Source organism: Agromyces mediolanus (genome assembly GCF_044917495.1).
Lineage (GTDB): Bacteria > Actinomycetota > Actinomycetes > Actinomycetales > Microbacteriaceae > Agromyces > Agromyces mediolanus_B.
In genome coordinates this window covers 83,025-108,412 of record NZ_JAVSSI010000012.1, presented here as the reverse complement: position 1 = coordinate 108,412, position 25,388 = coordinate 83,025, and the positions used below count along the sequence as shown (strand labels likewise).

Sequence of the window (25,388 nt, the reverse complement as noted above, 5' to 3'; positions counted from 1 at the left end):
CCCCCCCCCCCCCCCCCCCCCCCCCCCCCCCCCCCCCCCCCCCACATAATTTTAAAAAAAAAAAAAATAAAAAATTTTTTTTTGTGTTTTTTTTTTTTTGTTTTTTTTTTTTTTGTTTTTTTTTTTGGGGGGGGGGGCCCGGCGGTTTTAGTGCAACACGGGGGGGGGCGGGGGGGGGGGATTGGGGGGGGGGGGGTGCCGCGGGAGGGGGGGGTGTTGGGTGGGGCCGCGGGCCCCGGCCCGGGCCGCGCCGAGTCCCTGCGCCATGAAGGAGGAGCTCATCTCGGTCGCTTCCGGCAGGGCGAGGCCCGACTCCGCGAGAGCGTCGTCGAAGACCATCCGCGCCTGGTTCGTGCGGTCCATCAGGATGAGCGGGTGCCCGACGAGCTCGGCGACCTCGACGTCGGCCCGGCCGTGCAGCGGATGCCCCGGCGCCACGTGCGCGGTGATGCCGATCGGGGACAGCCGCCGGCCGGCCCAGTCGGCGGGCGGTGGCACAGTGGAGACGCCGAAGTCGGCGCCGAGCGCGACGGTGCGGTCGAAGACGAGACTGGGCTCGCACTCGATCGCGTCGATGACGGGATGCCTCGCGCCGTGCGCCGCGGCGAAGGGGGCGAGCGTGCGCAGGATCGTGGCGAACGGCGCGACCGCGACGAGGCGCGTCTCGAGCGGCCGTTCGGCCCCGACGGCGTTGCGCGCCATCTGCTCGCGGCGGACGAGGTCGCGCCCGACGTCGCGGAAGCGGCGGCCGGCGTGCGTGAGGCGGAGCGCGCCGTGGCCGCGTTCGAAGAGCTCGACGCCGAGCTCCTGTTCGAGCGCGCGGAGCTGCCGGGAGACGGCGGGTTGCGAGATGCGCACCTGGCGCGCGCCCTCCGTGATCGAACCCGCTTCGGCGACGGCGAGGAAGTACTTCACGACGCGGAGTTCCATCGATGCCTCCAAGAGCATGAAACGGCGGTAGTCCTGTGCTCACGAGCATGGCACGGCACCGACCGCCGTCGATCGTCCCCCTCGGGGCGCGACGATCGCGCTCAGTTGAAGAGCGGATACGGCCCGAGCAGCAGGCCGACGAGCAGCTCGGCGACGGCGGCGGCGCCGAGCGCGATCCCGGCGCCGGCGAGTGCCGGGCGGGGAGCCCGTCGCACGAGCGCCACGACGCCCGCGATGATCGCCGCCGCGGCGAAGACGTCCGCGACGGCGAACTGCGCGACATGCACGATGGGGGCGATGCTCCCCAGCGTGCCGATGGTGAGGGCGCCGTTCCAATAGAGCGCGGACAGCGCGAGGCGGAACCCGAGGGTCACGAGGAGAGCGATGAGGCCGGCGGCGAAGGCGAGCGGGCCGAGTGGTGAGCGCATGGCTGGACCGTAGCGCCGGGCCGGGAAGCCCGTCAGCGCCCTCCACATGCATGCCTCACAGGCATGAAAACGGTGCAGATTCGGTATTCGACAGCATGATGTGGGCGCGCGCAGAATAGGGCGATCCCGGGACATCCACCTCGTCAGCACCCATCCCCCGCAACGGAGCACCCATGGCACAGACCGAGACGCGCCCCAGCGCCCGCACGAACCCAGACCGGCAGGGCCGCACCGCCCGCATCGCCGCCTTCCTCGGCACGACCGTCGAGTGGTACGACTTCTACATCTACGGCACCGCCGCCGCCCTCGCCTTCGGCCCCGTGTTCTTCCCCAACGTGGATGCCTCGACCGCGATCCTCGCCTCCTTCGCCACGTTCTGGGCCGGCTTCCTCGCCCGCCCGATCGGCGGCATGGTCTTCGGCCACCTCGGCGACAAGTTCGGCCGCAAGAACACCCTCGTCGCCACCCTCCTGATCATGGGCGTCGCGACCTTCTGCATCGGCATCCTGCCCGGCTACGCGACCATCGGCGTCGCCGCGCCCGTGCTGCTCACCCTGCTCCGCGCCCTCCAGGGCTTCGCCGTCGGCGGCGAATGGGGCGGCGCCGTGCTGCTCGCCTCCGAATCGGGGCCGAAGTCGAAGGCCGTCCGCGGCGGCATGTTCGTGCAGCAGGGCTCGCCCGCCGGCAACATCCTCGCGACGACCGCGTTCGCGCTCGCCGCGTTCCTGCCCGACGAGGCCTTCCTCGCCTGGGGCTGGCGGATGCCGTTCCTCCTCTCCGCCGCCCTCGTCATCATCGGCCTCGTCATCCGCCTCCGCCTCGAGGAGCCCGAGGAGTTCGCCCAGACGAAGGCCGCCGCCGAGACCGTGAAGGTGCCCCTGTTCGAGCTGCTGAAGCACCACTGGAAGACCGTCGTCGCCGCGGTCTTCGCGAGCGGCCTCGGCATCGGCATGGCGTACTTCGTCAGCACCTTCATGCTGTCCTACGCCACCACGACCCTCGGCGTCGACCGCCAGGTCATGCTGAACATCCTGCTCGTCGGCGCCGTGATCCAGTTCATCTGGCAGCCGATCGGCACCCGCATCGCCGAACGGGTCGGCACCACGAGGTTCATGATCTGGAGCCTCGCCGCGAGCGCCGTGCTCGCCGTGCCGCTCTTCCTCCTCGTCACGACCGGCGAGCCCTGGCTCATCCTCCTCGGCATCGGCCTGTCGATGATCGCCGGCACCGGCTACTACGCAGTGCTCGCGGGCTTCCTCGCCCAGGCCTTCCCCGTCGAGGTCCGCTACAGCGGCGTCTCCCTCTCCTACCAGCTCTGCTCGACCCTGATCGGCGGCACCACCCCGCTTCTCGCGCAGCTCTTCCTGAACCTCGGCGGCGGGCACTGGGGCGGCGTGGCCGGCTTCTTCATCGCCCTCATCGTCATCACCGTCGCCGGCGTGCTCGCGCTCGCCGCGATCACCGGATTCTCCGCGGCGCGCGAGCGCGAGCTGCGGAACGCGGAGTAAGGAGCCGCACCCCGACATGCGCATCGACACCATCCTCAGCAACGCCCGCATCACCACGCTCGACCCCGAGCGGCCCACGGCGAGCGCCATCGGCATCCTGAACGGCCGCGTCGTCGGCTTCGACGAGGAACTGCACGGGGTCGCCGCCGACGAGCGGATCGACCTCGGCGGCGCCCCCGTCGTGCCGGGCTTCAACGACGCCCACCTGCACTTCTCGATGCTCGGCAAGGAGCAGGTGCAGCTCGACCTCGCCTTCGAGCGGGCGCCGAGCCTCGACGCCCTCTACGCCCGGGTCGAGGCCTGGGCCGAGGCGAAGCCCGAGGGCGCCTGGATCATCGGCAACGGCTACGACCAGAACAAGATCGGCGCCCACCCCGACCGCGCCGTGCTCGACCGGATCGCGGGCGGACGCCCCGTCTACCTCGTGCACAACTCGAACCACATGGCCGTCGCCAACACCGAGGCGTTCCACCGCGCCGGGCACGCCGACCCCGACGCGCTCGAGGCGCCCGCGGGCGGCAGCCTCGGCCGCGACGGCGGCCGGGTCACCGGGCTGCTGCAGGAGCAGGCGATGCAGCTCGTGAGCCACGTGCTGAAGCCCGTGCCGCAGGAGGAGCTCGTGGCCGCGCTCGCCGCGGCGAGCGAGTGGGCGCTCCGCAACGGCGTCACGAGCGTCACCGAGCCCGGCATCGGCGGCACCCTGATCGGCCACGGGCCCGCCGACGTGCGGGCGTTCCAGCTCGCCCGCGAGCGCGGCCTGCTGCGCACCCGGGTCACGCTGATGCCCTACATCGACGCGATCCACGACCTCGGACCGCTCGGCGACGGCGTCGACGGCTGGGGCGTCGACCTCGGCATCCGCAGCGGCCTCGGCGACGAATGGCTGCGGATCGGCCCGATCAAGGTCGTCTCCGACGGCTCGCTCATCGGCCGCACCGCCGCGATGTGCTGCGACTACGCTGACACCCCCGGCAACGCCGGCTACCTGCAGTGGCAGGCCGAGGAGATCCGCCGCTTCATCCTGCGCGGGCACGAGAACGGCTGGCAGCTCGCGACGCACGCGATCGGCGACGGCGCGCTCGACGTCGTGCTCGATGCGTACGAGGAGGCGCAGCGGCGGATGCCCCGGCCGGGTGCCAGGCACCGGATCGAGCACGTCGGCGTGGCCTCCGACGAGCAGGTGCGCCGCATCGTCGCGGGCGGGCTCGTGCCCGTGCCGCAGGGCCGCTTCGTCTCGGCGCTCGGCGACGGCTTCGTCGCGGCGCTCGGCGCGGACCGGGTCGAACTCGCCTACCGGATGCGGAGCTTCGTCGACGCGGGCGTCGAGCTGCCGGGATCGACGGATGCCCCGGTCGTGCCGGGCGAGCCGCTCATCAGCCTGCACGACATGGTGAACCGCCGCTCCGCGAGCGGGGCGCCGATCGGACTGCACGAGGCGCTCACCCCGGCGCAGGCGCTGCGGGCGTACACGATCGGCTCGGCGTACGCCGTGCACGAGGAGCACCGCAAGGGCGCGCTCTCGCGCGGCAAGCTCGCCGACCTGGTCGTGCTCTCCGACGACCCGCTGCAGGTCGCTCCCGAGCGCATCCGCGAGCTCGGGGTCGCCGCGACGATGGTCGGCGGCGTCTTCGGCTTCGACGCCGCCGGGGAGCTGGCCGCCGCGGAGCCCGCGCGGGCGCCCGCGGCCTGAGCGCCGCCGGGCACCGCTCGAAGGGGTCGGATTCCGACCGGATCACTGCCTTCCAGCGGTGAACGCGTCGCAATCCGACCCTCCGGGCGGGGCGAGCCGGGCGCGGCGCGCGAACGGGCAGGGCCCGGGTGGATGCCTCCACCCGGGCCCTGCGTCGTGTCGGCGGTGCGCGTCCGGCGCGGTCGGGCGTCGCCCGGTCGTCCGAGGCGGCGTCGTTCAGCCCGCGCTGGGGCGGCGACGGCGCAGCGCCAGCAGCCCGAGCCCGCCGAGGAGGCCGGCCGCGGCGAGGCCGGCGAGCGGGAGCGCCCACTCGGTGCCCGTCGAGGCGAGGGAGCCCGAGGCATCCGTGCCCGAGCCCGATCCGGTGCCGCCGGTCGAGCCGCCCGTCCCGCCGGTGCCGCCGCCCGTGCCCGGGTCGACCGGGGGCGTGGTGGCCGCCTTCGGCGTCACCTCGGCCGAGGGCTCGGAGTCGGCGGAGGCGCCGGCCTCGTTCGCCGCGACGACGCGCACCGTGTACGCGGTGCCGTTCACCGCGCCGGCGATCGTGCACGAGGTGCCGCCCGTGGTGCAGCTGAGCGGGGCGGCGGCGAGGGCCGAGGCATCCGCGGCCCGCGCCGCAGCTCCCGTGGCGACCGGTGCCGCGGTCGCCGTGTAACCCGTGATCGGCGAGCCGCCGTCGGACTCCGGCGCCGTCCACGACACGTCGATCCGGCCGTCGCGGGCCGTCGCCGTCACGCCGGTCGGGGCGCCGGGCGCGGTGATCGCGGGGGCCGCGTCCTGCTCGAGGCGCACCTGGTCGACCGTCCAGAAGGCGCTGTTCGTGCCGGTGTAGTGGAACCGGAACTGCGCGGCCCGGGCGCCCGCGGGCACCTCGAACTCGAGCCGCTCGAACCGGTTCGTGTCGATGCGGTAGTTCTTCAGCGACTGCGGCTCGCCACCGTCGAAGCTCACCGAGACCTCGGCCGACTGCGGGCCGTCGATGAAGTAGTTCGTGGCGTACGCGAGCGTCGCCGTCGTCGCCCCGGTGAGCGGGTAGGCGGGGCTCACGAGCGTCGAGTCGAACTGGCCCGGGTCGTGCGTCTTATCGTCCCACTCGTCGGAGTCGGCGACCGCGAACACGTCGCGGTTGCGGACGCTCGTCTCGCGCATCTGGCCGCGCTCCGCGCCGGTCCAGAAGTCGTCGGTCGCGAACGACCAGCCCGCCCACTCGGCGACGCCGCCCGCGGGCATCTTCGAATTGTCGATGGTCCAGCCCGCGGGGGCCTCGTGGGTCCAGCCGAGCACGCCGGCGCCGGGCCGCGTCTCGTCCTGCTGCGGCTTCAGCAGCGGGCGCAGCGCGTCGAAGTCGTCGCCCTCGAGCTCGCCGAGCGCGGTGCCGTCGAGGTCCCAGGCGGGGTCGCTCGCGATACCGTCGGCGGCGAGCACGGTCGGGGCGATGTCGGTGATCTTCACGTCGTTCCGCACCGAACCGGCCTCGATGCCGGGGCCCGCGGCGATGACGAACGTCTTGCGCTCGGCCGGGGAGTTGCCGCCGTGACCGCCGGTCGGGGTGTGGCCGTGGTCGGCGGTGACGACGATCAGCCAGTCCTCCGCGGCGCGCGTCGGGCGCCCGTCGATCGCCGCGAGGATCTCGCCGAGCTGCGCATCGGCCCGGCGCAGCGCCTCGCCGTACGCGGTGCCGTTCGTGCCGACCGAGTGCCCGGCGCCGTCGACCTCGTCGAGGTGCACGAACACGTCGTCGGGGTCGCCGGTCGAGAGCGCCTGCACGACCTTCGCCGTCGTTCCGGCGTCGTTGCCGCCCGCGATCCGCTCGTCGACGGCGGGGCCGAAGACCGTCTGCGGGATCGGCGTCCAGGTGCCGACGACGAGCGTCTGCCGCTCGGGCGAGGCGGCCTCGATGCGGGTGAGGTAGTCGGGGTACTCGCCGTAGTTCGGGTCGCTGAAGCTGTTGTCGACGACCCGGTGCTTGTCGGGCCAGACGCCCGTGGCGATGCTCGACCAGCCGGCGCCCGAGATCGTGCCGGCCATCGGCTGGGCGTAGAGGTTGCTCGAGGCGGTGAGGCCGGCGGCGCGGAGCCCGGCGAGCGTCGGCATACCGGCAGGCTCGAGGAAGTCGAAGCTCGCGCCGTCGATGCCGACGACGAGGGTCTTCGTGGTGCGCTCCGCGGGAGCGGCGGGCTGGAGGGCGGATGCCGCGGCGCTGGCGGGGGCGGCGGCGGGCTGGGCCGCGGCGGGCTGCGCGGCGGCCGCCTGGGCGCAGACGGGCGCCGCCAAGAGCGCGGCGGCGAAGAGGGAGGTCGAGACGGCGCGTGCGGCGCGGTTCGGCGAGGGCATGGGGTCTCCGAGTTCGGGGCGGTGATGCGGCGGGCGGATGCCGGCCGGTGCCCAGTCTTCGAGCCGCCGTTCGTCGCTTCAACCGAAATCGCCGCTTGTCGAGACACGTTCGCCGCGGGTTCACGCGGATCCGGCGCGAACCAGCCGCGATGTCCCCCGGGGAAGGTGAACACCTTGCGAACCGGCTCCCGAGGTGTCGATACAGGTGGCCCAGGCGGAACGGGCGCAGCCCCGCTCCACCGGCTCCGCCCACTCCGTTCCCGCCCGCCCCGCCCCTTCCCCAGAAGGGTCAGAAACCGACACCGATCAAGGGTGGAGACGGCATCCTGGTCGGAATCTGACCCTCTCGGCTGCTGCTGCTGCTGCGGCTGCTGTTGCGGTTGCGGTTGCGGTTGCGGTTGCTGCGGTTGCGGTTGCGGTTGCGGTTGCGGGTGCGGGTGCGGGTGCGGTTGCGGGTGAGTCCCGCCCCGCCGCCTCCCCGCCGCGAACGACCGCGGGGCCGGCCGGGAGATCCCCGACCGGCCCCGCGCGGGCGCCCCAGCGCCCCGCCGAGTGCCGCTACCCCCGCAGCGCCTCGGCGAGCTTCACCCGCGTGCCCGTGCGGAGCAGCGAGTTGCGATAGACCCGGTCGCCGATCGCGAGCGCGGCGAGCGTCGTCGCGACGAGGATCAGCAGCGAGAGCACCGGCTCCCACCACTCGGCCTGACCGAGGAAGATGCGCACCGGCATCCCGACCGGCGCCGAGAACGGGATGTAGCTCATCACCGTCAGGATGGCCTGGTTGTCGAAGAAGAACACCACCGCGAAGTACGGGATCATCACGAGCATCGTGACCGGAGAGGTCACCGAGCCGACGTCCTCGGCGCGCGAGACGAGGGCCGCCGACGCCGCGAACAGCGCCGCGAGCATCACGAAGCCGATCGCGAAGAACACCACGAACCAGATCACCGAGGAGCCGAGCACCCCGAGCAGCACCCGCTGCCCGGTGGCGAGCAGCCCGACGAGCGCGAGCACCGCGATCGCGATGATCTGCCCGAAGGCGAGCACGCTGTTGCCGATCACCTTGCCCGTCAACAGCTCGCGCGCCGACACCGTCGAGAGCAGGATCTCGATGATGCGGGTCTGCTTCTCCTCCACGACCGACTGCGCGATGGTCGAGCCGAAGGTGATCGCCGACATGAAGAACACGATCCCGAACCCGAACGCGATGAAGTACGCGAGCAGCGGGTCGACCGTCGCCGGGTCGAGCAGCTCGACGCCGGGCTGCTCCGACAGCGCCTGCACGACGCCGCCGGGAGCGCGGTCGAGACCGATGACCTGCAGGCCAGTCGGGTCGGATGCCTCGGGCACGATGATCGCGTCGACCTCGCCGTCGCGGAGCAGCGCCTCGCCGGCCGCCTGGTCGTCGACCGGGACGGCCTCGAGCGCCGCATTGCCCTCGACCGCGGTCGCGGCCGTGCCGACGACCGCGACCTTCGCGGGGTCCGACTTCCCGCCGAAGATGCCGCCGAGCACGACCGAGGCCAGCACGGCGAGCATCAGGATGCCGGTCGAGATCAGGAACGCCTTGCTCCGCAGACGGGTGGTGACCTCGCGCCCGGCGATGAGCCCCACCGTCTCGGTGAACTTCGGGGTGCGGAGCTCGGGATCCCGGCGCTCCGCGGCGGGCACGGTGCTGCGTGCGGTGCTCACTGCACGACCTCCTTGAAGATCTGGGCGAGCGTGGTGTGCTCGCGGGTGAAGCCGGCGACCTCGCCCCGGCGGAGGGCCTCCGCGAGGACCGCCCTGCGCGCGGCATCCGAGTCCGCCTCGAAGCGGGCCCAGCCGCCGTCGAAGTCGGTGACGAGGATGCCGGGCAGCTCGCGCACCCAGCCGGCGTCGCCGTCGGTGAGGAGCTCCCAGCGCTCGGAGCCGTGCTCCGCCCGGAGCTCGTCGCCCGAGCCGGCCGCGCGGATCCGGCCGCCGGCGATGATGACGAGGTCGTCGCAGATCCGCTCGACGATGTCGAGCTGGTGCGAGGAGAAGAGCACGCGGGCGCCGGAGTCGGCCGCGTCCGAGAGGACCGACTGCACCGTCTCCACGGCGATCGGGTCGAGGCCGGAGAACGGCTCGTCGAGCACGAGGACCTCGGGTCGGTGCACGAGCGCGGCGGCGATCTGCGCGCGCTGCTGGTTGCCGAGCGAGAGGCTCTCGACGGGGTCGTCGTGCCGTTCGGCGAGGCCGAGCCGGTCGAGCAGCTCCGTCGCGTTGCGGCGGGCCGCGGCCGGCGTCCAGCCGTGCAGCCGCGCCAGGTACACCGTCTGTTCGAGCACCCGCATCTTCGGGTAGAGGCCGCGCTCCTCCGGCATGTAGCCGAAGGTGCGGCGGTCGGCGGTGCCGAGCGGGTGCCCGTCGAGCGTCACCGAGCCGGAGTCGGCGCCGAGGACGCCGAGGATGATCCGCATGGTCGTCGTCTTGCCGGCGCCGTTGCCGCCGACGAATCCGGTCAGGCGGCCGGGCGCGACGCGGAACGACACGTCGTCGAGGGCGACGCGCTCGCCGAAGCGCTTGCCGAGGTGATGGAGTTCGAGCATGCTCCCACGCTAGGCAGCCGGGATGCCGCGGGCATCCGCCGCGCGACGGGTTCCCGAGCCCGGCCGTCGCCTCGCCCCGCACCGCGCCTCCCCCCTGCGGGGGAGCGGCGCCCGGCCCGCACCCGCCCTCGCCCCGCGCGGAGGAGATTCGCTCCGACGGAGGACTCCATGGCGGAAAGCGCCCTCCCTCCGTGTCAATCTCCTCCCGCCGTGCGCGCGGCGCTTCGGGCCGCGGGCACAGGTGCGGGGTGCGGGGTGCGGGGTGCGTGGGTTCAGGGTACGGGCCGCGGGGTTCCGGGTGCGGGCGGGCGCGGGTGCGGATGCCGGACGTCGCGCGGGTGGGGTCGGCCGGGACTCAGACGGCGGGGGAGACGACGCCGTGCTCGTAGGCGTAGACGACCGCGTGCACCCGGTCGCGCAGCCCGAGCTTCATCAGCACCTTCGACACATGACTCTTCACCGTCGCCTCGCCGACCCACATCCGGGCGGCGATCTCGGCGTTCGAGAGCCCCTCGGCGAGGAGCACGAGCACCTCGCGCTCGCGCTCGGTCAGCGTGTCGAGCTCCGGCGGCGTCCCTGCCGCCGTGCCGGACGCGGATGCCCCCTCACGGCCGGCGCCGTCGGTGCGCCCGTGCCCGGCGTCCGGCGACGGCGTCGCCCGGCCGAGTGGTCCGCCGGCGGCAGTCGCACCGCCGCGAGCAGCCGTTCCCCCGGAGGAAGGGTCGTCGCTGGCAGAGCCGATGGAAGCATCCGCTCCGGTGGAAGCATCCGCGCCGGCGGCCCCGGTCGTCCCGGCGGGGGCATCCGCCTCGCCACTGCGCCCGCCGCCGCCCGCGGCGAGCACGCCGTGCCGCCTGGCGGCCTCGATGACCCGGCGGGTGACGTCGGGCGCGAGCAGCGCCTCGCCTCCCGCGAGCACCTGCACCGCGTCGATGAGTCGCTCGGGACTCGAGTTCTTTAGCAGGAACCCGCTCGCCCCGGCCTCGAGCGCCGCGAAGAGGTAGTCCTCCCGGTCGAAGGTCGTGAGCACGAGCACCGCGGCGTCGACGCGGGGGTCGGCGGTGAGCCGCCGGGTGGCTTCGAGCCCGTCGACGTTGGGCATCTGCACGTCCATGCACACGACGTCGGGTGCGAGCTCCAGGGTGCGGGCCACGGCGAGCTCGCCGTCTTCCGCCTCGCCGACGACTTCGATGCCCGGCTCGGAGTCGAGGATCGTGCGGAACCCCGCACGGACGAGGCTCTGGTCATCCACCACGAGCACGCGGATCATCGGGCGTCTCCGTTCACTGCGGGCGCTCGCCCGTCGGACTGCAGGGGGAACGCGGCCCGCACCAGGTAGCCGCCGCGCGCCCGCGGGCCGATCTCGAGCTCGCCCCCCGTCGCCGCGACCCGCTCGCGCATGCCGACGACGCCGAGCCCGGCGGTCTCGGCGGCGTCGGTGACGGAACGTCGCACGATGCCGGTGTTCGTGACCTCGAGCTCGAGGCGCTCGGCCGTCCACCGGATGCGCACATCGGCGGTCGCGGCGGCACCGGCGTGCTTGCGGACGTTCGTGAGCGCCTCCTGCGCGACCCGGTACGCGCTCGCCTCGACGAGCGTGGGCGCGGGACGCGGCTCGCCGACGACGGCGAACGCAGTGGGCAGCCCTGCGGCGGTCGCCTCCGCGGCGAGGCGTGCGATCTGCTCGATGCCGAGGATGCTCGCCGTGGGTTCTGGCTCGCCGTCGGCGCGTAGCGTGCCGAGCAGTGCATGCAGTTCGGTCACAGCTTCGCGGGAGCTCGTCTCGATCGCGGAGAGCGCGTCGGTCGCGGCCTCCGGATTCGACGAGAGCACCCGCCTGGCGGCGCCCGCCTGCACACCGATCACCGAGACGTGGTGCGCGACGACGTCGTGCAGTTCGCGCGCGATGCGCACCCGCTCGAGCGCGACGGCCTGCCGGCGCGATCGTTCCCGCTCGGCGGCGAGCTCCGCCGTGCGCTGCTCGAGCGCGGCGCGCTCGCGCGCTGAGCGGTAGCTCGCATCGCCGAAGTACCAGGCCCCGCCGAAGTAGAGGAGGTTCGTGAGCACGTTCACGAGGCCGTACGCGAGATAGGGGGAGAGGAACCCGTCGCGCGGCAGCTCGGGCAGCACGTCTTGCACGGTCGAGAAGAAGATGAGGCCCCAGAGCAGCCAGCTGAACATCGCGATGACGATCACGAGCCGCACGACGAACGCGCGCCGCCGACTGCGACCCCAGGCCCCCACCGTATAGATCGCAATGAACAGGGCGATGTTGCTGAACAGCGCTTCGCTCACGTAGAGGACCGCGCCGGTCATGAACGCGGCGGACGCCACGACCGCGACGATCTCGGGGAACCGCCGCCGCAGTGCGAGGGGAAGCGTCATCGCCACGGCCCAGAGGAACGACGCCCACCACGGGCCGTCGGCGTTGTAGCCCGTGGCGCGGTAGAGCACGATGCTCGCGGCGGCACCGGCCGCGAGGACGAGGGCGAGCAGCAGATCGTTGCGCAGCTGCCGCCGCGTCGGGCGCGGGCGGATCCACTCGACGCCCTCGAGCACGGGCGGGGCGGGCGGTTGGGGCATCCCATCACGCTAGCGGGACGGATGCTCCGGGGCATCCGCCGTGCGGGGGAGCTGGGGACGCCTCGGGAACCGAGGGGCCTGGGGAGGAGGGGCGCCGGGCCGGGGTACCGGATGTCGGCCGTCGCGGTTACCCTCGCACCGTGGACGAGCAGCGCGGCCCTGGAAGGCCGACCGAGGGCGGTTCGGCGGCGGATCCGGCCGGCGCCGAGAGTCCGGGCGCGCCCGCCACCACCTCGCCCGGTTCCGCGACCGCCACTCCCGCGCCCGCGCATCAGCCGCCCGCCGACGGGATGCGCACCTTCGCGCAGGTGCTCGTCAACACGATGGTCGCGAACGTCACCACGAGCTTCCTCTGGTTCGCGCTCACCTTCTGGGTCTACCTCGAGACGGAGTCGGTGCTGGCGACCGGCATCATCGGCGGCGCGTACATGCTCTTCATCGCCGTCTTCTCGATGATCTTCGGCACCATCGTCGACCGGCACCGCAAGTACCGGGTCATGATGCTCTCGAGCGTCGTCACGCTGGCGTCGTTCGCCCTCGCCGGGCTCCTCTACCTCCTCCAGCCCGAGCGCGCCCTCCTCGACCTCGGCGGCCCGTGGTTCTGGGTGTTCACCGGGGTCATCCTGTTCGGCGCCGTCGTCGAGCACCTCCGCAACATCGCCCTGTCGACCACCGTCACCCTGCTCGTCCCCGTCGAGCGGCACGCGAACGCGAACGGCATGGTCGGCACGGTGCAGGGGCTCGCCTTCATCGTGACGAGCGTGTTCTCTGGGCTCGCGATCGGCCTGCTCGGCATGGGCGGGACGATGATCATCGCGGTGGGCCTCACTTTCGTGTCCCTGCTGCACCTGCTGTTCGTGCGCATCCCCGAGGCGAAACCCGTCGTCGAGGAGGGCCGGCCGCCGGCGATCGACTTCCGCGGCAGCATCGCCGCGATCCGCCTGGCGCCCGGGCTGTTCGCCCTCATCCTCTTCTCGACCTTCAACAACCTCATCGGCGGCGTCTACATGGCGCTGATGGATCCGTACGGCCTCACTCTGTTCGAGGTCGAGTGGTGGGGCGTCGTGTTCGGCATCGCCTCGACGGGGTTCATCGTGGGCGGGCTCATCATCGCGAAGTGGGGGCTCGGGCGCAATCCGATCCGCACGATGCTCCTGGTCGTCATCGGCATGGGGCTGCTCGGCGCGTTCTTCACCGTGCGCGAGTGGTGGTGGCTGTACGCGGTCGGCATCTGGCTCTACATGGCCCTCGTCCCGGCCGTCGAGGCCGCGGAGCAGACCGTCATCCAGAAGGTCGTGCCGTTCACGAAGCAGGGGCGGGTCTTCGGCTTCGCCGCGGCGTTCGAGGCGGCGGCCGCGCCGGTCACGGCGTTCCTCATCGCCCCGATCGCGCAGTTCTGGATCATCCCGTTCATGCGCTCCGACGCGGGGCACGAGACCTGGGGCTGGCTGCTCGGCGACGGCGAGGCGAGGGGGATCGCCCTCGTGTTCTTCGTCAGCGGGCTCGCGACCGCGGCGCTCGGGCTCGGCGCGTTCGCCTCGCGGGCGTACCGCACGCTGTCGCGGGAGTACCGTGCCGCCGAGCCGACGACGCCCGAGGAGGCGCAGGCGGGCGACGGCGAGTCGACCACGCCCGAGGAAGCGCAGGCGACGCCCGAGCCGACCACCACGGAGCAGGCACCGGCATCCTCGGTGGATGCCGGCGCCCCTGATTCGCGCTAGCGCGCCAGGCGGTACGTCAGTCCGAGGTGCCCGGTCGGGAAGCTCACGACGTGGTCGAGCGTCATGCGCTGCAGGCCGAGCGAGGACGGGGTGAACGATCGGCCCGCGCCGAGCAGCACCGGCACCACGCGGAGCCGCAGGGTGTCGACGAGCCCGGCTTCGAATAGCGCGTCGGCGAGCTGCAGGCTGCCCCAGACGATGACGTGCTCGCGCTCCGCCTTCAGGGCCGCGACCGATTCCGCCGGATCGCCGCGCAGCAGCTGCGCCTCGCCGTCGCCCCACGGCGCCGCGTCGAGCGTGTTCGAGACGACCCACTTCGGCAGTCGGGCGATCGGCTCCGCGACGGGCTCGGTGGCGGGGTCGGCGACGGGCCAGTACTCGACGAACATGCGGTAGCTGTTCGCGCCGAGGAGGATCGCGTCGACGTCCTCGAGGAAGGCGAGCTGGTCGTCGTCGGTCACATCGAACGCGGGCACGGCCTCGACGAAGTCGAGCCCGCCGTGCTCGTCGGCCGCATAGCCGTCGGCCGACACGATCTGCTCCACCGTGAGCCGGCCCATCAGCGGGCCCCGTCCGCGAGGTGCTCGTCGAGCACGTCGAACGCGGAGGTCCAGCCGTCGTAGACGTTGTCGTCTCCCGGGCCCGCCTCGATGCCGACGAGGTGGAAGAGCATCTCGGTGCGCTCCTCGTCGAGTTCGCGGAGCAGCACGGTGATGAGCGGGGCCGCGTCGTCGGCATCCTCCGGCGACCCCCAGGTGAACGCGAGCCGTTCGGGCGGTCGCACCTCGCGGTAGACGCCGGCGGTCGGATAGCGCGATCCGTCGACGGGGTTCACCATCGTGTAGCGGTAGCGTCCGCCGGGCCGCACGTCGAGCTCGACGCTGCCCTCCTCGACGTCGATGCCGCGAGGGTGCCACCAGGCGGCGGCCTGCGCGGGCTCGGTCCAGGCGCGCCAGACGAGCGCGCGCGGGGCGTCGAGGATGCGGGTGATCGTGAACTGCGGTCGGTCGTCAGGCTCGGTCATCGCCGGTTCCCTTCAGTCGGCGGAGCTGCTGGTCGAGCAGGTCGAAGCGCTCGTTCCACTCGCCGCGATGACGGTCGACCCACTCGGATGCCTCGTCGAGCGGCTCGGTCCGCAGCGTGCAGCTGCGCCACTGCGCCTGGGCGGTGCGCTCGATGAGGCCGGCGCGCTCGAGCACCTTGAGGTGCTGGGAGATCGCGGGACGGCTGATCGCGAACGGTTCGGCCAGTTCGCCGACGGTCGCCGCGCCCTCCCGGAGTCGCGACAGCATCGCGCGTCGGGTGGGGTCGGCGAGCGCCTGGAAGACGAGGCTGAGCTGATCCGTCATGTAAGCAACTCCTTATGTAAGGATTTGCTTAAGTTACGATGACGGCCGGCCGCTGTCAAGGGGCCGCCCGCCGTGCTGCGCTACTTCTTCTTCTCGGCGCGATCCTTCAGGAAGACGAGCGGCAGCAGCCAGCCGCCGAGCGCCGTGATGATCCACACGATGAGCGTCGCGAGCACCCAGGTGACGACGCCGTCGATGTGGATGCCGCCCGGGAAGAGCGAGGCGATGAGCAGCGCGAGGAACGTCGTGACGAGGCCGATGCCGCCGAGCACCGCGGAGGCGTACTGGCGGGCGAGGTTGAAGACGAACGGGCCGAGGATCGCCTGCGCCACCGAGAACACGATGATCGCGACGAGGAAGCCGCCCCACTCGAGGTGGAAGTCCGGGAGCACCCAGGACGCGACGAGGAGGCCGAGGGCGGCGGTCACCAGCGAGATCGCCAGTCGGATCAGAAAGCGCACCATGGCGCGAGCGTATCGCGCGGGGCGCCGTCGATGGGCGGTCTCTTCTCCGCCCGTGCGGTCACCCGGGACGAAATGCCCCCCTTGCAGGGGGAGGATCCCTCGCCTACGGTGGAAAGGGATGCCCCGACCGCGCGACCTCCCTCGTGTGCCGCGTCCAGAGCGGACCCGGCACGGCGAGTCGACCGCGAACGAGCCGCACGTGCATTCGGCAGGCGGGCATTCGGCGGGCGGACATTCCGCAGGCGTCCATCGCACCGGCGGGCACCGCGCAGGCGGGTCCCGCCGCTCAGCCCCGGTGATCGCGATCGCCGCCGCGGCCGTCGCCGGGCTCTGCACCGTCGGCGTCGTCTTCGGCGTGCACGCGGCGATCGGCGACAACGACGGCCCGGCCGTGCAGCTCGCGCATCGCGGCGTCGACCTCCGGCCCGACTCGGAGCGCGGCGGCGCCGCCGAACAGAACGACGGAAGTGCCGCCGGCGCCCCGGAGACGCCCGCGCCCTCGAGTCCGCCGCCATCGGCGCCCTCGACCCCGCTCCCGACGCTGCCCGCACCGAAGGCGACGCCGGAGCCCTCGCCCGGTCCGCGTCCGGAGCGTCCGTCACCGACCCCGTCGCCCACGCCGACCCCGTCGACCCCGCCGAAGAACCCCTACCTCGATCCGGCCGATCCGCGCTTCGTCTCCGAGGCCGATCGTGCCGCCTGGAGCTCGGGGCAGCAGGCCGTGCGGGCGTGCATGGTGGCCGCCGGCTTCGAGTACCGCGAGTGGGAGTGGTGGAACGGCGGCACCCCGAAGCCGTCCGGGCTCGACGAGCAGACGGACGCGGCCTGGCGGCTCGCCCTGCAGGGCGACGAGCAGACCGCCGGGTGCGCGGCGGAGGCCGGCGATGCGCCGTCGATCCCGCCGGAGGCCGTGCCCCCGGGGCTCAGCCCGGAGGCCGCTCCGCCGACCACGCCGCCCGAGTCGGGGGTCGCTCCCGAATCGGGAGCCCCGCCCGCGGGCAGCGCTCCCGAGTCCGGTGTTCCGTCGCCGGACGAGAGCGCCGGGGCGCTCGGCTCGTCGACGGAGTAGCGGTTCGCGGGCGGCCGGTGGCGCGAGCCGCCCGGAGACTCGGGCTGCGGCTCAGCGCCCGATGGCCTCGTCGGGGACGAATGGCTCAGCCGCTCAGCGCGCGACGGCCTCGTCGGCGACGAGCGGCTCGATCCACTCGAACACGGGATCGAGCGCGTCCTGGCGGAGATGGTGCATCGTCGCCTGGTCGACGCGGCGCGCCTTCACGAGCCCGCTGCGACGGAGGATGTCGAGGTGCCGCGAGGCGGTGGAGCGGGAGACCTCGATGCGCTCGGCGAGGTCCGTGATGGACACCCAGTGCGCGCCGTTCAGCGCTTCGAGGATGTGTCTCCGAACCGGATGCGCGATGGCATCGAAGACGGTCGAACGTTGACGGAGCACGGGCGCTCTCCTCTCTGAGATCCGCAGCGGGCGTCGGTCCGCGGTGAGCCACCGACAGCTTGCCCAGTCGCGCCGACGGCCACCGCATCCAAGTGGATATAGGATATAGGAAACTGGCCGACGGTGGAGGTTCGGCGGCCGGGTCGACACGAAGGAGAAGTCCATGCGGTTCGCCCGCCTCGGCCGCCCCGGCGACGAGATCCCCGTCCTGCTCGACGGGGACCGCGCCTTCGACCTGCGCCCCCTCGTGGCGGAGCTCCGGAGCGCCGCGTTCGGCGGCACCGTCGGCGGCGCAGAGCTCGCCAGCGCCGATCTCGACGGCGCCTTCCTCGCCGCCGGCGGACTCGCCGCCGCGCGCGAGGCCCGCGCCGCCGGCCGGCTCACCGAGATCGATGCGGCGGGCCTCCGGGTCGGCGCCCCGATCGCCCGCCCGAGCGCGGTCTACTGCATCGGCATGAACTACGCGGCGCACGCCGCCGAGTCGGGCGCCGAGCCGCCGGCCGAACCGGTCGTCTTCATGAAGGCGCCGAACACCATCGTGGGGCCCGACGACGCGATCGCGATCCCGGCGGGCAGCACGAAGACCGACTGGGAGGTCGAGCTCGGCCTCGTGATCGGCACCCGCACCGACACGCTCGACGACCCCGCCCGCGCCCGGGAGCACGTCGCCGGCTACGTCGTCGCCAACGACCTCTCGGAGCGCGACTGGCAGCTCGGCCGGGTCGGCGGGCAGTGGACCCTCGGCAAGTCGGCGCCCGGCTTCTGCCCGCTCGGGCCGTGGCTCGTGCCCGGCGACGCGTTCGACGCCGACGACGCCCGCCTCCGCAGCTGGGTGAACGGCGAGCCGCGCCAGGACTCGCGCACGAGCGATCTCATCTTCGGCATCGATCGCATCGTCTGGGAGCTCAGCCGCTTCCTCGTGCTGGAGCCGGGCGACCTCGTGCTCACCGGCACCCCCGAGGGCGTCGCGCTCTCGGGACGCTTCCCCTACCTCGCGCCCGGTGACGTCGTCGAGCTCGAGATCGACGGTCTCGGCCGCCAGCGCCAGGAGGTGATCGGCTGATGGGCGCCTTCGACGGACTCGTCGCGATCGTCACCGGCGGGGCATCCGGACTCGGCGAGGCGATCGCCTGCCGGCTGCGGGCCGAGGGTGCGCGCGTCGCCGTCTTCGACCTCCGTGCCGCGGACGCGGCGCACGCCGACCTCGCGGTCTCGCTCGACCTCGGCGACGACGCCGCGGTGCGGGCGGGCGTCGAGCGCGTCGCGGCCGAGCTCGGCGGCATCGACGTGGTCGTGAACAACGCCGGCATCGGCGCCCAGGGCACCGTCGCCGACAACGACGACGCCGAGTGGCACCGGGCGTTCGACCTCAACGTGGTGGCGATCGCGCGGGTGAGCCGCGCCGCGCTGCCGCATCTCCGGCGCTCCTCGGCGGCGAGCATCGTGAACACCTCCTCGATCGCCGCCACGGCGGGGCTGCCGCAGCGCGCGCTGTACTCGGCGACGAAGGGCGCGGTGCTGGCGCTCACCCGGGCGATGGCCGCCGATCACCTCGCCGAGGGCGTCCGGGTGAACGCGGTGAGCCCGGGCACGGCGGACACCCCGTGGATCGGCCGGCTGCTCGAGCGCGCCGACGATCCCGTGGCGGAGCGCGCCGCGCTCGAGGCCCGGCAGCCGCACGGCCGGCTCGTCTCCGCGGATGAGGTGGCCGACGCGGTCGCCTACCTGGCGAGCCCGCGAGCCGGCTCGACGACGGGCGTCTCGCTCGCGGTCGACGGCGGGATGCAGGAGCTGCGGCTCCGCCCGCGCGGCTGACCCCGCGCGGCTGGCCCCGCGGCTGATCCCGCGCGGCCTGGCGCGATCGGCGCAGCCGGGCGGAGCGCGCTCTGCGTGGCGCGGCCCGGCCGGCGCGGCCCGTCCGGCGCGGCTACTCGGCCGCGTCGTCGACGCGCGGCACGAGCCGGGCGCGCGACTCCTCGAGGTGCGCGCGCATCGCGAGCTCGGCGGCGTCGGCATCGCCCGCCTCGAGGGCGGCGAGGATCGCCGCGTGCTCGTCGGCGGTGTCGTCGGCGATGCCGTGCTGGAAGTACAGGCGGTACAGGTGCACGTGCGAGCGGAGCCGCGTGATCGCATCGGCGAGCAGCGGATTGCCGGAGGCGCGCGCGATGGTGTGGTGGAACGCGGCATCCCGCTCGGCGAAGTCGCGGTAGTTGCGGAATCCGGCCTCCGCGCCGTCGGATGCCGCGGCCTGACGCATCCCGCGCAGCTGCGCCGCGAGCTCCGCGCGCGCGCCCGGGTCGAGCCTCGCCGTGGCGAGTCGGGCGGCGCGGGGCTCCAGCAGGATGCGCAGCTCGTACAGCTGATCGAGGCCCTCGGGATCGAGCAGCTCGGCCGCGGTGTACCCCTTGCGCGCCTCGCGGAGCACGAGCCCCTCGGCCTCGAGCCGGGTGAGCGCCTCGCGGACGGGGGTCGGGGAGACGTCGAGCTGCCGGGCGACCCCGTCGATCGACAGTCGTGAGCCCGGCTCGATCTCCTGGTCCATCAGCAGCGAGAGGAGCGCGTCGTAGACGTCGTCGACGAGCGCTCGGCGCGGCGGGATGGCTCGGCTCGCGGCGCTCAGGGTCATCCCCGAAGTCTAGCGCTCGCCTATTCCGTGCATCCTCTAGCTATTTCCTATAGGATCTACGAACAAGCCCTCCCAAGGAAGTGAACCATGGCCCGCATCACCCAGGCGACCGCGTCGCTCATCGACCTCGAAGTCGAGACCGTCCGCACCGACGCCACCCAGAGCTTCGAGAAGCAGGAGACCATCGTCGTCGATCTCACGACGGACGAGGGCCTCAGCGGCACCGGCTACTCGTACACGATCGGCACGGGCGGCCGCTCCGTCATCGAGCTCCTCCGCGGCACGCTGCTGCCGCAGCTCATCGGCCAGGACTCCCGCGAGGTCGAGGCGCTCTGGCGCCGCCTGCACGACCGCACCCACGCCACGACCGTCGGCGCGATCACGAGCCTCGCACTCGCGGCGGTCGACACCGCGCTCTGGGACCTCCGCTGCCTGCGCTCCGCCGAACCGCTCTGGCGCGCCGCCGGCGGATTCCGCGACGCCGTGCCGCTGTACGACACCGAGAACGGCTGGCTCCACCTCGAGACCCAGGAGCTCGTCGACGGCGCCCTCGCCGCGAAGGCGGCGGGCTGGAGCGGCACGAAGATCAAGGTCGGCAAGCCGCACATCGCCGAGGACCTCGAGCGGCTCGCCGCGGTGCGCGACGCGGTCGGCCCCGGCTTCGACCTCATGGTCGACGCGAACCAGGCGTTCACGAGCGCCGAGGCCATCCGCCGCGCCCGCGCCTTCGAGTCCCTCGACCTGTTCTGGTTCGAGGAGCCTCTGCCGGCCGACGACGTCGACGGGCACGTGCGACTCGCCGCCTCGACCGCCATCCCGGTCGCGGTGGGGGAGTCGATGTACTCGCTCGGCCAGTTCCGCGACTACCTGCAGCGCGGGGCGGCGACCGTCGTCCAGACCGACGTCGCCCGCATCGGCGGCATCACCCCGTGGCTGAAGGTCGCCCACCTCGCCGAGGCCTTCAACGCCGACGTCTGCCCGCACTTCCTCATGGAGCTCCACGTCAGCCTCGTCGCGGCGATCCCGAACGGGCGCTACGTCGAGCACATCCCGCAGCTCCGGGCCGTCACGAACGACGAGATCCGCCTCGACGGCGGCCGCGCCGTCGCCCCCGGGCAGCCCGGCCTCGGCATCAGCTGGAACCGCGACGCCATGGACGACCGCCGGGTCGCGTGAGCCGAGGCATCCGCCGCCCGCGCCCGCAGCGTTCTCCGCACCCTCCCCCACCCGCGAAGTACCCTCGACACGAATAGGACAAGGATGTCTCGAACCGCACTCCCCCAGACCGACCGCCCGGCGAAGCACAACTCGATGCTCGGCGTCGGCGCCGCCTCGCTCGTGGGCTCCGCCCTCGAGTGGTACGACTTCTACCTCTACGGCACCGCGGCGGCGCTCGTCTTCAACCGCATCATCTTCGTCAACTCCGACCCGCTCGTCGCGACGCTCGCCGCGTTCGCGACCTTCGCGGTCGGCTACCTGATCCGCCCGCTCGGCGGCCTCATCTTCGGCCGCATCGGCGACACCCACGGCCGCAAGTACGTGCTCGTGCTGACGCTGCTCGTCATGGGCGTCGCGACCTTCCTGATGGGGCTCGTGCCGAGCTACGAGCAGGTGGGCATCTGGGCGCCGATCATGCTCATCGTGCTGCGCCTCGTGCAGGGCATCGGGGCCGGGGCCGAGTTCGGCGGGGCGGCGATCTTCTCCGTCGAGCACGCGAACCCACGCCGTCGCGGGCTGCACGGCGCGTGGCCCTCGGCCGGCGTCTACCTCGGCCTGCTGATGGCCTCGGGCGTCTTCGCGATCGTCACGCAGCTGCCCGAGGACGAGTTCCTCGCCTGGGGCTGGCGCATCCCGTTCCTGCTGAGCGCCGTCGTGGTCGTCGTGGCGCTCGTCATCCGGCTGAAGCTCGCCGAGAGCCCGGCGTTCGTCGCGCTGCAGGAGCAGGAGCACGCGCCGGCCTCGCCCGTGAAGGAGGTCTTCGCCCGGGAGAAGAAGGCGATGCTGACCCTCTTCCTCGCGCAGACCCCGCAGAACGTCGTGTCCTCGATCAACCTCGCGTTCATCACCGCCTACCTCGTCGGCAACCTGCACCTCGCCTCCTCGATCGGGCCGCTCGCGACGACGATCGGCACGGCCGTCACGATGGTGCTGCTGCCGCTGTTCGGCTGGCTCTCCGACCGGGTCGGCCGCCGGCCCGTGATCCTTTTCGGCATCGTCTTCTCGGCGATCTTCGCCTTCCCGTACTTCTGGCTGATCGACGGGGCGCAGGCGCCGTTCCCGATCGTGCTCGCGATCGTCGTGAGTCTCGGTCTCGGCGTCGGCGCGATGTTCGGCCCGCAGGCCGCGTACTTCGCCGAGCTGTTCACAGGCGGCGCCCGCTTCACGGGACTCGCGTTCTCGCGCGAGCTCGCGGGCGCGGTCAGCGCCGGCACCACGCCGCTCATCGCCGTCGCGCTCGTCGCGGCGGTCGGCGGCGGCACCTGGGGCGTCGCACTGTTCATCATCGGCGCGTGCGTGCTCGGCGCGATCGCGGTCTGGTTCGGCGGAGAGACCCGCGGCCGCCGGATGAGTGCGAAGACCGTCGAGGAGCTGAAGGCGTCGACCGGGTCCTTCGAGGCCTGAGCCCCGGCCGGGCGCGCAGACGCGGAACGCCGCCGACGGAGCATCCGTCGGCGGCGTTCCGCCGTTCACCGGTTCAACGCAGCGCGATCACGCGGCGTGGTCACGCAGCGCGATCAGGCGGCGCGCGAGGAGTGTACGCGGCGGATGAGCTCGGTGAACGCACCGAGGAAGCCGCGCAGGTACTCGGCGAGGCCCGGGTCCGTCACCTGCCCGTCGACGAGCAGCCCCTCGGTCGCGTGCACGAAGGTCTCGGGCTGGCCGAGCGTCGCCGCGTTCAGGTTGCCCAGGATGCCGCGCAGGTGCTGCTGCGCGGCGGCCGTGCCGATGGAGCCGATCGAGGCGCCGGTCACGGCGACGGGCTTGCCGTCGAAGGAGTTCTGGCCCCAGGGGCGGGCCGCCCAGTCGAGCGCGTTCTTCAGCACGCCCGGGATCGAGCGGCTGTACTCGGGCGTCACGATGATCACGCCGTCGACATCGGCGATCGCCCGCTTGAACTCCTGGGCGACCAGGGGGAAGTCGGCGTCGTAGTCGGGCGAGTAGAAGGGCAGCTCGGCGAGGGGGATCTCCACGAGGCGCACGCCCTCGGGGGCGAGGTTCGCGAGGGCCTTCGCGTACTCCCGGTTGACCGAGGTGCTCGAGATGCTGCCGACGAGGTAGCCGATGGTGGTCACTGGTGCTCCTGTTCCTGCCGGACACCGCGTCCGGCCATCACGGTGCAACGGGATACCATGCGTACGTATTCCCGGCTCGGCGGATCCGCCGCCGGATCCGTCGGCTTCACGACATCCGGGTGGCCGGACTCACTCCGCCGCGAGCGTCTCCACGCGGCCGTTCAGCGCCGCGGCATCCTCGTGCCAGAGCGCCACGACGCGCTCGGCGAAGCGCTCCTCGAGCCCGGCGAGCGAGGACACCCGGAAGGTGACCGCCGCGCCGTGCTCGCCCGCCTTGCCGAGGCCCTGCGCCACGCTCTGCATCCACGACTCGCTCGCGGCCTTCACCGCCGTGTAGTTCGCACCGCCCGCGGTCGGCCGTTCGACCGTCGTCGAGGAGATCATCGTGATGCGGCCCGCGGGCGAGGCGACGAGATCGTCCCAGAGGGCGCGGCTCAGGTGGCGGAGCGCCGAGAAGGAGCGCTCGAGCACGCGGTAGTCCTCCTCCGTCTGCCCGGGCAGCCCGCCCCCGCCGCGCCAGCCGCCGACGAGGTGCACGATGCCGTCCACGTCGCCGACGCGCCCGTGCACGCGCATCGCGAGGGGCCACACCTGCTGCTGATCGGTGAGGTCGGCCACCTCGGTGACGAGGCCGGGCAGCTCCTCCGCCATCGCGTCGAGCCGGCCCCGGTCGCTGCCGACCGCGACGACGACGGCGCCGGCGTCGAGCAGCGCGCGCGCGACCGCCCGGCCGGACGCGCTCGTCGCGCCCGCGATCAGCACGACCCGGCCCGCGGGCCCGTTCGTCGAGTCATCCATGTCGTTCTCCATCCGCCTGCTCCATGCTCGCCTGCTCCATCGAAAGCGAATCACCCCGGGCGCCGGAACGGAAGCTCCGTGTGCGCCCGGGGTGATCCGGTGCGGTTCGGTTCGCGCCGGGCGAGGCTCAGGCCTTGGCCGCGCCCGTGATGCCGACCGTCGACTCGATGACCGGCTTCATCTTCTTGTCGAGCGCCTCGAAGAACATCGAGAGCGGGAACTCGTCGTCCATCACGAGGTCCGTGTAGCCCTTCGGCGGCCCGGCCAGCACCTCGCGGGGCAGGCCCTCGGCCCACACCGACGCGGGGTTCGGCGTGACCACCGAGCTGACGAGTTCGTACGCCTTCAGCCAGTGCACGGTCTTCGGGCGGTCGATCGACTCCCAGTAGAGCTGGTCGATCGCGTCGCCGAGCTCGACGACCGCGTCGGCGACGGCGTCCCAGTCGAAGCTCAGCTCGACGTCGCGCCACTCCAGCACGTGCTTCCGGTGCAGCCACGCGAAGAGCAGCTGCCCGCCCAGGCCGTCGTAGTTGCGCACCCGGCTGCCGGTGATCGCGAAGCGGAAGATGCGGTCGAAGATGACCGCGTACTGCACGAGCTTGCCGGTCGAGCGCATCTGCTCCTCGACCTCGGTCAGCTCCTCGCCGGCGGCGAGGCGGGCGTCGAGCGCGCGCTGGATCTTGACCGACTCGCGGAACGCGGTCAGGTCGCAGCGGAGCTCCTCCAGCGAGTAGAGGAAGAACGGCATCCGCTGCTTGATCATGAACGGGTCGAACGGCAGGTCGCCGCGCATGTGGGTGCGGTCGTGGATGATGTCCCACATCACGAAGGTGCGCTCGGCGAGCTCCTGGTCGTCGAGGAGGCTCGCGGCATCCGCCGGCAACTCGAGCTTCGTGATCTCGCTCGCGGCGCGCACGACGCGGCGGTAGCGGGCCGCCTCGCGGTCCTGGAAGATCGCGCCCCAGGTGAACTGGGGGATCTCGCGCATCGCGACGGTCTCCGGGAAGAGCACCGCCGAGTTCGTGTCGTAGCCCGGCGTGAAGTCGACGAGGCGCAGGCTCACGAAGAGCTTGTTGCCGTAGTCGCCGGCCTCGAGCGCGGCGATGAACTCCGGCCAGATCGTCTCGACGACGAGCGCCTCGACGTGCCGCTCGGACGAGCCGTTCTGCGTGACCATCGGGAACACGACGAGGTGGCGGATGCCGTCGACGCGGTGGCGCTGCGGCTGGAACTCCACGAGCGAGTCGAGGAAGTCGGGGACGCCGAGGTCCTCGCCCTGCCACTTGCGGAAGTCGGCCTGGAGCGCCGTGAGGTACGCGGCCTCGTGCGGGAAGCGCGGGGCGAGCGCGGCGACGGACTCGACGATCGTGTCGACGAGCGCGGATGCCTCGGGGCGGTCGGTCTCGACCGGCACCGAGCCGTCCTTCACCTGGAGCGCCTGCAGCCGGGTCGCCGCGTCCTTCAGCGCCAGCCAGGCGGGGTCGTGCTCGACCCCGGCCGCGAGGGCGATCGTCTCCGGCGTGACCGCGTCCTCCAGGACCTCGGGTTCGCCAACGATGGTGTCAAGAGTGGTCTGTGACATTCGGAACCTCCCGTCGTCGTGGTGGTCTGCGGCAGCGCGGAATCGCCGCCTCTCCCAGG

24 protein-coding genes are annotated in these 25,388 nt (G+C 72.7%); 8 read left to right on the top strand and 16 right to left on the bottom strand.

Annotation, left to right across the window (positions count from 1 at the left end; genetic code table 11):
* Positions 1-147: 147 nt before the first annotated feature.
* Together ROT00_RS15650 and ROT00_RS15645 are read right to left on the bottom strand one after the other, a co-directional pair.
* On the bottom strand, positions 148-930 hold the full coding sequence (locus ROT00_RS15650; protein ID WP_404775957.1) for a LysR family transcriptional regulator: 783 nt from the start codon (positions 928-930) through the stop codon (positions 148-150).
* 101 nt (positions 931-1,031) lie between these two features.
* Positions 1,032-1,358 (bottom strand): hypothetical protein, encoded by a 327-nt coding sequence (locus ROT00_RS15645; RefSeq protein ID WP_404775956.1) that lies wholly within the window; start codon positions 1,356-1,358, stop codon positions 1,032-1,034.
* 173 nt (positions 1,359-1,531) lie between these two features.
* On the opposite strand from ROT00_RS15645, the gene ROT00_RS15640 reads away from it, so the two are divergent.
* Both ROT00_RS15640 and ROT00_RS15635 read left to right on the top strand, forming a co-directional pair.
* Positions 1,532-2,866, top strand: a complete 1,335-nt coding sequence (locus ROT00_RS15640; protein ID WP_404775955.1) for an MFS transporter — start codon at positions 1,532-1,534, stop codon at positions 2,864-2,866.
* A gap of 16 nt (positions 2,867-2,882) precedes the next feature.
* A complete protein-coding gene (locus tag ROT00_RS15635; RefSeq protein WP_404775954.1) occupies positions 2,883-4,556 on the top strand; it encodes an amidohydrolase in 1,674 nt (557 codons plus the stop codon).
* Between the two features lie 216 nt (positions 4,557-4,772).
* Here ROT00_RS15635 and ROT00_RS15630 read toward each other — a convergent pair whose 3' ends face one another.
* The 5 genes from ROT00_RS15630 to ROT00_RS15610 all read right to left on the bottom strand — a co-directional run bounded on the left by ROT00_RS15630 (position 4,773) and on the right by ROT00_RS15610 (position 12,046).
* Positions 4,773-6,890 carry an alkaline phosphatase family protein gene (locus tag ROT00_RS15630; RefSeq protein WP_404775953.1) on the bottom strand — a complete coding sequence of 706 codons (2,118 nt, stop codon included), beginning with the start codon at positions 6,888-6,890 and terminating at the stop codon, positions 4,773-4,775.
* A 558-nt stretch (positions 6,891-7,448) separates the two neighbouring features.
* Positions 7,449-8,582 carry an ABC transporter permease gene (locus ROT00_RS15625; protein ID WP_404775952.1) on the bottom strand — a complete coding sequence of 378 codons (1,134 nt, stop codon included), beginning with the start codon at positions 8,580-8,582 and terminating at the stop codon, positions 7,449-7,451.
* Positions 8,579-9,463, bottom strand: a complete 885-nt coding sequence (locus tag ROT00_RS15620; RefSeq protein WP_404775951.1) for an ABC transporter ATP-binding protein — start codon at positions 9,461-9,463, stop codon at positions 8,579-8,581. Before ROT00_RS15620 ends, ROT00_RS15625 begins: the two co-directional genes overlap by 4 nt.
* A gap of 355 nt (positions 9,464-9,818) precedes the next feature.
* Positions 9,819-10,733, bottom strand: coding sequence for a response regulator (locus ROT00_RS15615; RefSeq protein WP_404775950.1), 915 nt, complete (start codon positions 10,731-10,733; stop codon positions 9,819-9,821).
* Complete coding sequence (locus tag ROT00_RS15610) at positions 10,730-12,046, bottom strand: sensor histidine kinase (protein ID WP_404775949.1); 1,317 nt, start codon at positions 12,044-12,046, stop codon at positions 10,730-10,732. Before ROT00_RS15610 ends, ROT00_RS15615 begins: the two co-directional genes overlap by 4 nt.
* A gap of 290 nt (positions 12,047-12,336) precedes the next feature.
* Between ROT00_RS15610 and ROT00_RS15605 the strand changes: the two genes are divergently transcribed.
* A complete protein-coding gene (locus ROT00_RS15605; RefSeq protein ID WP_404775960.1) occupies positions 12,337-13,767 on the top strand; it encodes an MFS transporter in 1,431 nt (476 codons plus the stop codon).
* Here ROT00_RS15605 and ROT00_RS15600 read toward each other — a convergent pair.
* From ROT00_RS15600 to ROT00_RS15585, 4 genes are all read right to left on the bottom strand, one after another.
* On the bottom strand, positions 13,764-14,327 hold the full coding sequence (locus tag ROT00_RS15600; RefSeq protein ID WP_404775948.1) for a dihydrofolate reductase family protein: 564 nt from the start codon (positions 14,325-14,327) through the stop codon (positions 13,764-13,766). The genes ROT00_RS15605 and ROT00_RS15600 overlap by 4 nt on opposite strands.
* A complete protein-coding gene (locus tag ROT00_RS15595) occupies positions 14,327-14,791 on the bottom strand; it encodes an SRPBCC family protein (RefSeq protein ID WP_404775947.1) in 465 nt (154 codons plus the stop codon). Before ROT00_RS15595 ends, ROT00_RS15600 begins: the two co-directional genes overlap by 1 nt.
* The gene (locus tag ROT00_RS15590) at positions 14,778-15,116 is read right to left on the bottom strand and encodes an ArsR/SmtB family transcription factor (RefSeq protein ID WP_404775946.1); all 339 of its coding nucleotides are present in this window, start codon (positions 15,114-15,116) and stop codon (positions 14,778-14,780) included. The genes ROT00_RS15595 and ROT00_RS15590 overlap by 14 nt, the downstream gene beginning before the upstream one ends.
* An 80-nt stretch (positions 15,117-15,196) precedes the next feature.
* Complete coding sequence (locus ROT00_RS15585) at positions 15,197-15,580, bottom strand: phage holin family protein (RefSeq protein WP_404775945.1); 384 nt, start codon at positions 15,578-15,580, stop codon at positions 15,197-15,199.
* A 295-nt stretch (positions 15,581-15,875) separates the two neighbouring features.
* Between ROT00_RS15585 and ROT00_RS15580 the strand changes: the two genes are divergently transcribed.
* A complete protein-coding gene (locus tag ROT00_RS15580; RefSeq protein WP_404775944.1) occupies positions 15,876-16,649 on the top strand; it encodes a hypothetical protein in 774 nt (257 codons plus the stop codon).
* A 93-nt stretch (positions 16,650-16,742) separates the two neighbouring features.
* Here ROT00_RS15580 and ROT00_RS15575 read toward each other — a convergent pair whose 3' ends face one another.
* Positions 16,743-17,030: an ArsR/SmtB family transcription factor gene (locus tag ROT00_RS15575; protein ID WP_404775943.1), complete on the bottom strand. Its 288-nt coding sequence runs from the start codon at positions 17,028-17,030 to the stop codon at positions 16,743-16,745.
* Positions 17,031-17,193: 163 nt separating this feature from the next.
* Here ROT00_RS15575 and ROT00_RS15570 point away from each other — a divergent pair, with 163 nt between their 5' ends.
* Together ROT00_RS15570 and ROT00_RS15565 are read left to right on the top strand one after the other, a co-directional pair.
* Positions 17,194-18,093 carry a fumarylacetoacetate hydrolase family protein gene (locus ROT00_RS15570; protein ID WP_404775942.1) on the top strand — a complete coding sequence of 300 codons (900 nt, stop codon included), beginning with the start codon at positions 17,194-17,196 and terminating at the stop codon, positions 18,091-18,093.
* Positions 18,093-18,845: an SDR family NAD(P)-dependent oxidoreductase gene (locus tag ROT00_RS15565; protein ID WP_404775941.1), complete on the top strand. Its 753-nt coding sequence runs from the start codon at positions 18,093-18,095 to the stop codon at positions 18,843-18,845. Before ROT00_RS15570 ends, ROT00_RS15565 begins: the two co-directional genes overlap by 1 nt.
* A 112-nt stretch (positions 18,846-18,957) precedes the next feature.
* Here ROT00_RS15565 and ROT00_RS15560 read toward each other — a convergent pair whose 3' ends face one another.
* Positions 18,958-19,656: a GntR family transcriptional regulator gene (locus tag ROT00_RS15560; protein ID WP_404775940.1), complete on the bottom strand. Its 699-nt coding sequence runs from the start codon at positions 19,654-19,656 to the stop codon at positions 18,958-18,960.
* A gap of 87 nt (positions 19,657-19,743) precedes the next feature.
* Here ROT00_RS15560 and ROT00_RS15555 point away from each other — a divergent pair, with 87 nt between their 5' ends.
* Positions 19,744-20,832, top strand: coding sequence for a mandelate racemase/muconate lactonizing enzyme family protein (locus ROT00_RS15555; RefSeq protein ID WP_404775939.1), 1,089 nt, complete (start codon positions 19,744-19,746; stop codon positions 20,830-20,832).
* 84 nt (positions 20,833-20,916) lie between these two features.
* Positions 20,917-22,278, top strand: coding sequence for an MFS transporter (locus tag ROT00_RS15550; RefSeq protein WP_404775938.1), 1,362 nt, complete (start codon positions 20,917-20,919; stop codon positions 22,276-22,278).
* Between the two features lie 113 nt (positions 22,279-22,391).
* On the opposite strand, the gene ROT00_RS15545 is transcribed toward ROT00_RS15550, so the two are convergent.
* The 3 genes from ROT00_RS15545 to ROT00_RS15535 all read right to left on the bottom strand — a co-directional run bounded on the left by ROT00_RS15545 (position 22,392) and on the right by ROT00_RS15535 (position 25,329).
* On the bottom strand, positions 22,392-22,949 hold the full coding sequence (locus ROT00_RS15545) for an NADPH-dependent FMN reductase (protein WP_404775937.1): 558 nt from the start codon (positions 22,947-22,949) through the stop codon (positions 22,392-22,394).
* Between the two features lie 129 nt (positions 22,950-23,078).
* On the bottom strand, positions 23,079-23,747 hold the full coding sequence (locus ROT00_RS15540; protein WP_404775936.1) for an SDR family NAD(P)-dependent oxidoreductase: 669 nt from the start codon (positions 23,745-23,747) through the stop codon (positions 23,079-23,081).
* A 127-nt stretch (positions 23,748-23,874) separates the two neighbouring features.
* Positions 23,875-25,329, bottom strand: a complete 1,455-nt coding sequence (locus ROT00_RS15535) for a DUF6421 family protein (RefSeq protein WP_404775935.1) — start codon at positions 25,327-25,329, stop codon at positions 23,875-23,877.
* Positions 25,330-25,388: the final 59 nt, after the last annotated feature.

Coding starts and splice junctions, on each gene's coding strand:
- ROT00_RS15650 (WP_404775957.1), bottom strand. CDS start 930: ATGGAACTCCGCGTCGTGAAGTACTTCCTCGCCGTCGCCGAAGCGGGT.
- ROT00_RS15645 (WP_404775956.1), bottom strand. CDS start 1,358: ATGCGCTCACCACTCGGCCCGCTCGCCTTCGCCGCCGGCCTCATCGCT.
- ROT00_RS15640 (WP_404775955.1), top strand. CDS start 1,532: ATGGCACAGACCGAGACGCGCCCCAGCGCCCGCACGAACCCAGACCGG.
- ROT00_RS15635 (WP_404775954.1), top strand. CDS start 2,883: ATGCGCATCGACACCATCCTCAGCAACGCCCGCATCACCACGCTCGAC.
- ROT00_RS15630 (WP_404775953.1), bottom strand. CDS start 6,890: ATGCCCTCGCCGAACCGCGCCGCACGCGCCGTCTCGACCTCCCTCTTC.
- ROT00_RS15620 (WP_404775951.1), bottom strand. CDS start 9,463: ATGCTCGAACTCCATCACCTCGGCAAGCGCTTCGGCGAGCGCGTCGCC.
- ROT00_RS15615 (WP_404775950.1), bottom strand. CDS start 10,733: ATGATCCGCGTGCTCGTGGTGGATGACCAGAGCCTCGTCCGTGCGGGG.
- ROT00_RS15610 (WP_404775949.1), bottom strand. CDS start 12,046: ATGCCCCAACCGCCCGCCCCGCCCGTGCTCGAGGGCGTCGAGTGGATC.
- ROT00_RS15605 (WP_404775960.1), top strand. CDS start 12,337: ATGCGCACCTTCGCGCAGGTGCTCGTCAACACGATGGTCGCGAACGTC.
- ROT00_RS15600 (WP_404775948.1), bottom strand. CDS start 14,327: ATGGGCCGGCTCACGGTGGAGCAGATCGTGTCGGCCGACGGCTATGCG.
- ROT00_RS15595 (WP_404775947.1), bottom strand. CDS start 14,791: ATGACCGAGCCTGACGACCGACCGCAGTTCACGATCACCCGCATCCTC.
- ROT00_RS15590 (WP_404775946.1), bottom strand. CDS start 15,116: ATGACGGATCAGCTCAGCCTCGTCTTCCAGGCGCTCGCCGACCCCACC.
- ROT00_RS15585 (WP_404775945.1), bottom strand. CDS start 15,580: ATGGTGCGCTTTCTGATCCGACTGGCGATCTCGCTGGTGACCGCCGCC.
- ROT00_RS15570 (WP_404775942.1), top strand. CDS start 17,194: ATGCGGTTCGCCCGCCTCGGCCGCCCCGGCGACGAGATCCCCGTCCTG.
- ROT00_RS15565 (WP_404775941.1), top strand. CDS start 18,093: ATGGGCGCCTTCGACGGACTCGTCGCGATCGTCACCGGCGGGGCATCC.
- ROT00_RS15560 (WP_404775940.1), bottom strand. CDS start 19,656: ATGACCCTGAGCGCCGCGAGCCGAGCCATCCCGCCGCGCCGAGCGCTC.
- ROT00_RS15555 (WP_404775939.1), top strand. CDS start 19,744: ATGGCCCGCATCACCCAGGCGACCGCGTCGCTCATCGACCTCGAAGTC.
- ROT00_RS15550 (WP_404775938.1), top strand. CDS start 20,917: ATGTCTCGAACCGCACTCCCCCAGACCGACCGCCCGGCGAAGCACAAC.
- ROT00_RS15540 (WP_404775936.1), bottom strand. CDS start 23,747: ATGGATGACTCGACGAACGGGCCCGCGGGCCGGGTCGTGCTGATCGCG.
- ROT00_RS15535 (WP_404775935.1), bottom strand. CDS start 25,329: ATGTCACAGACCACTCTTGACACCATCGTTGGCGAACCCGAGGTCCTG.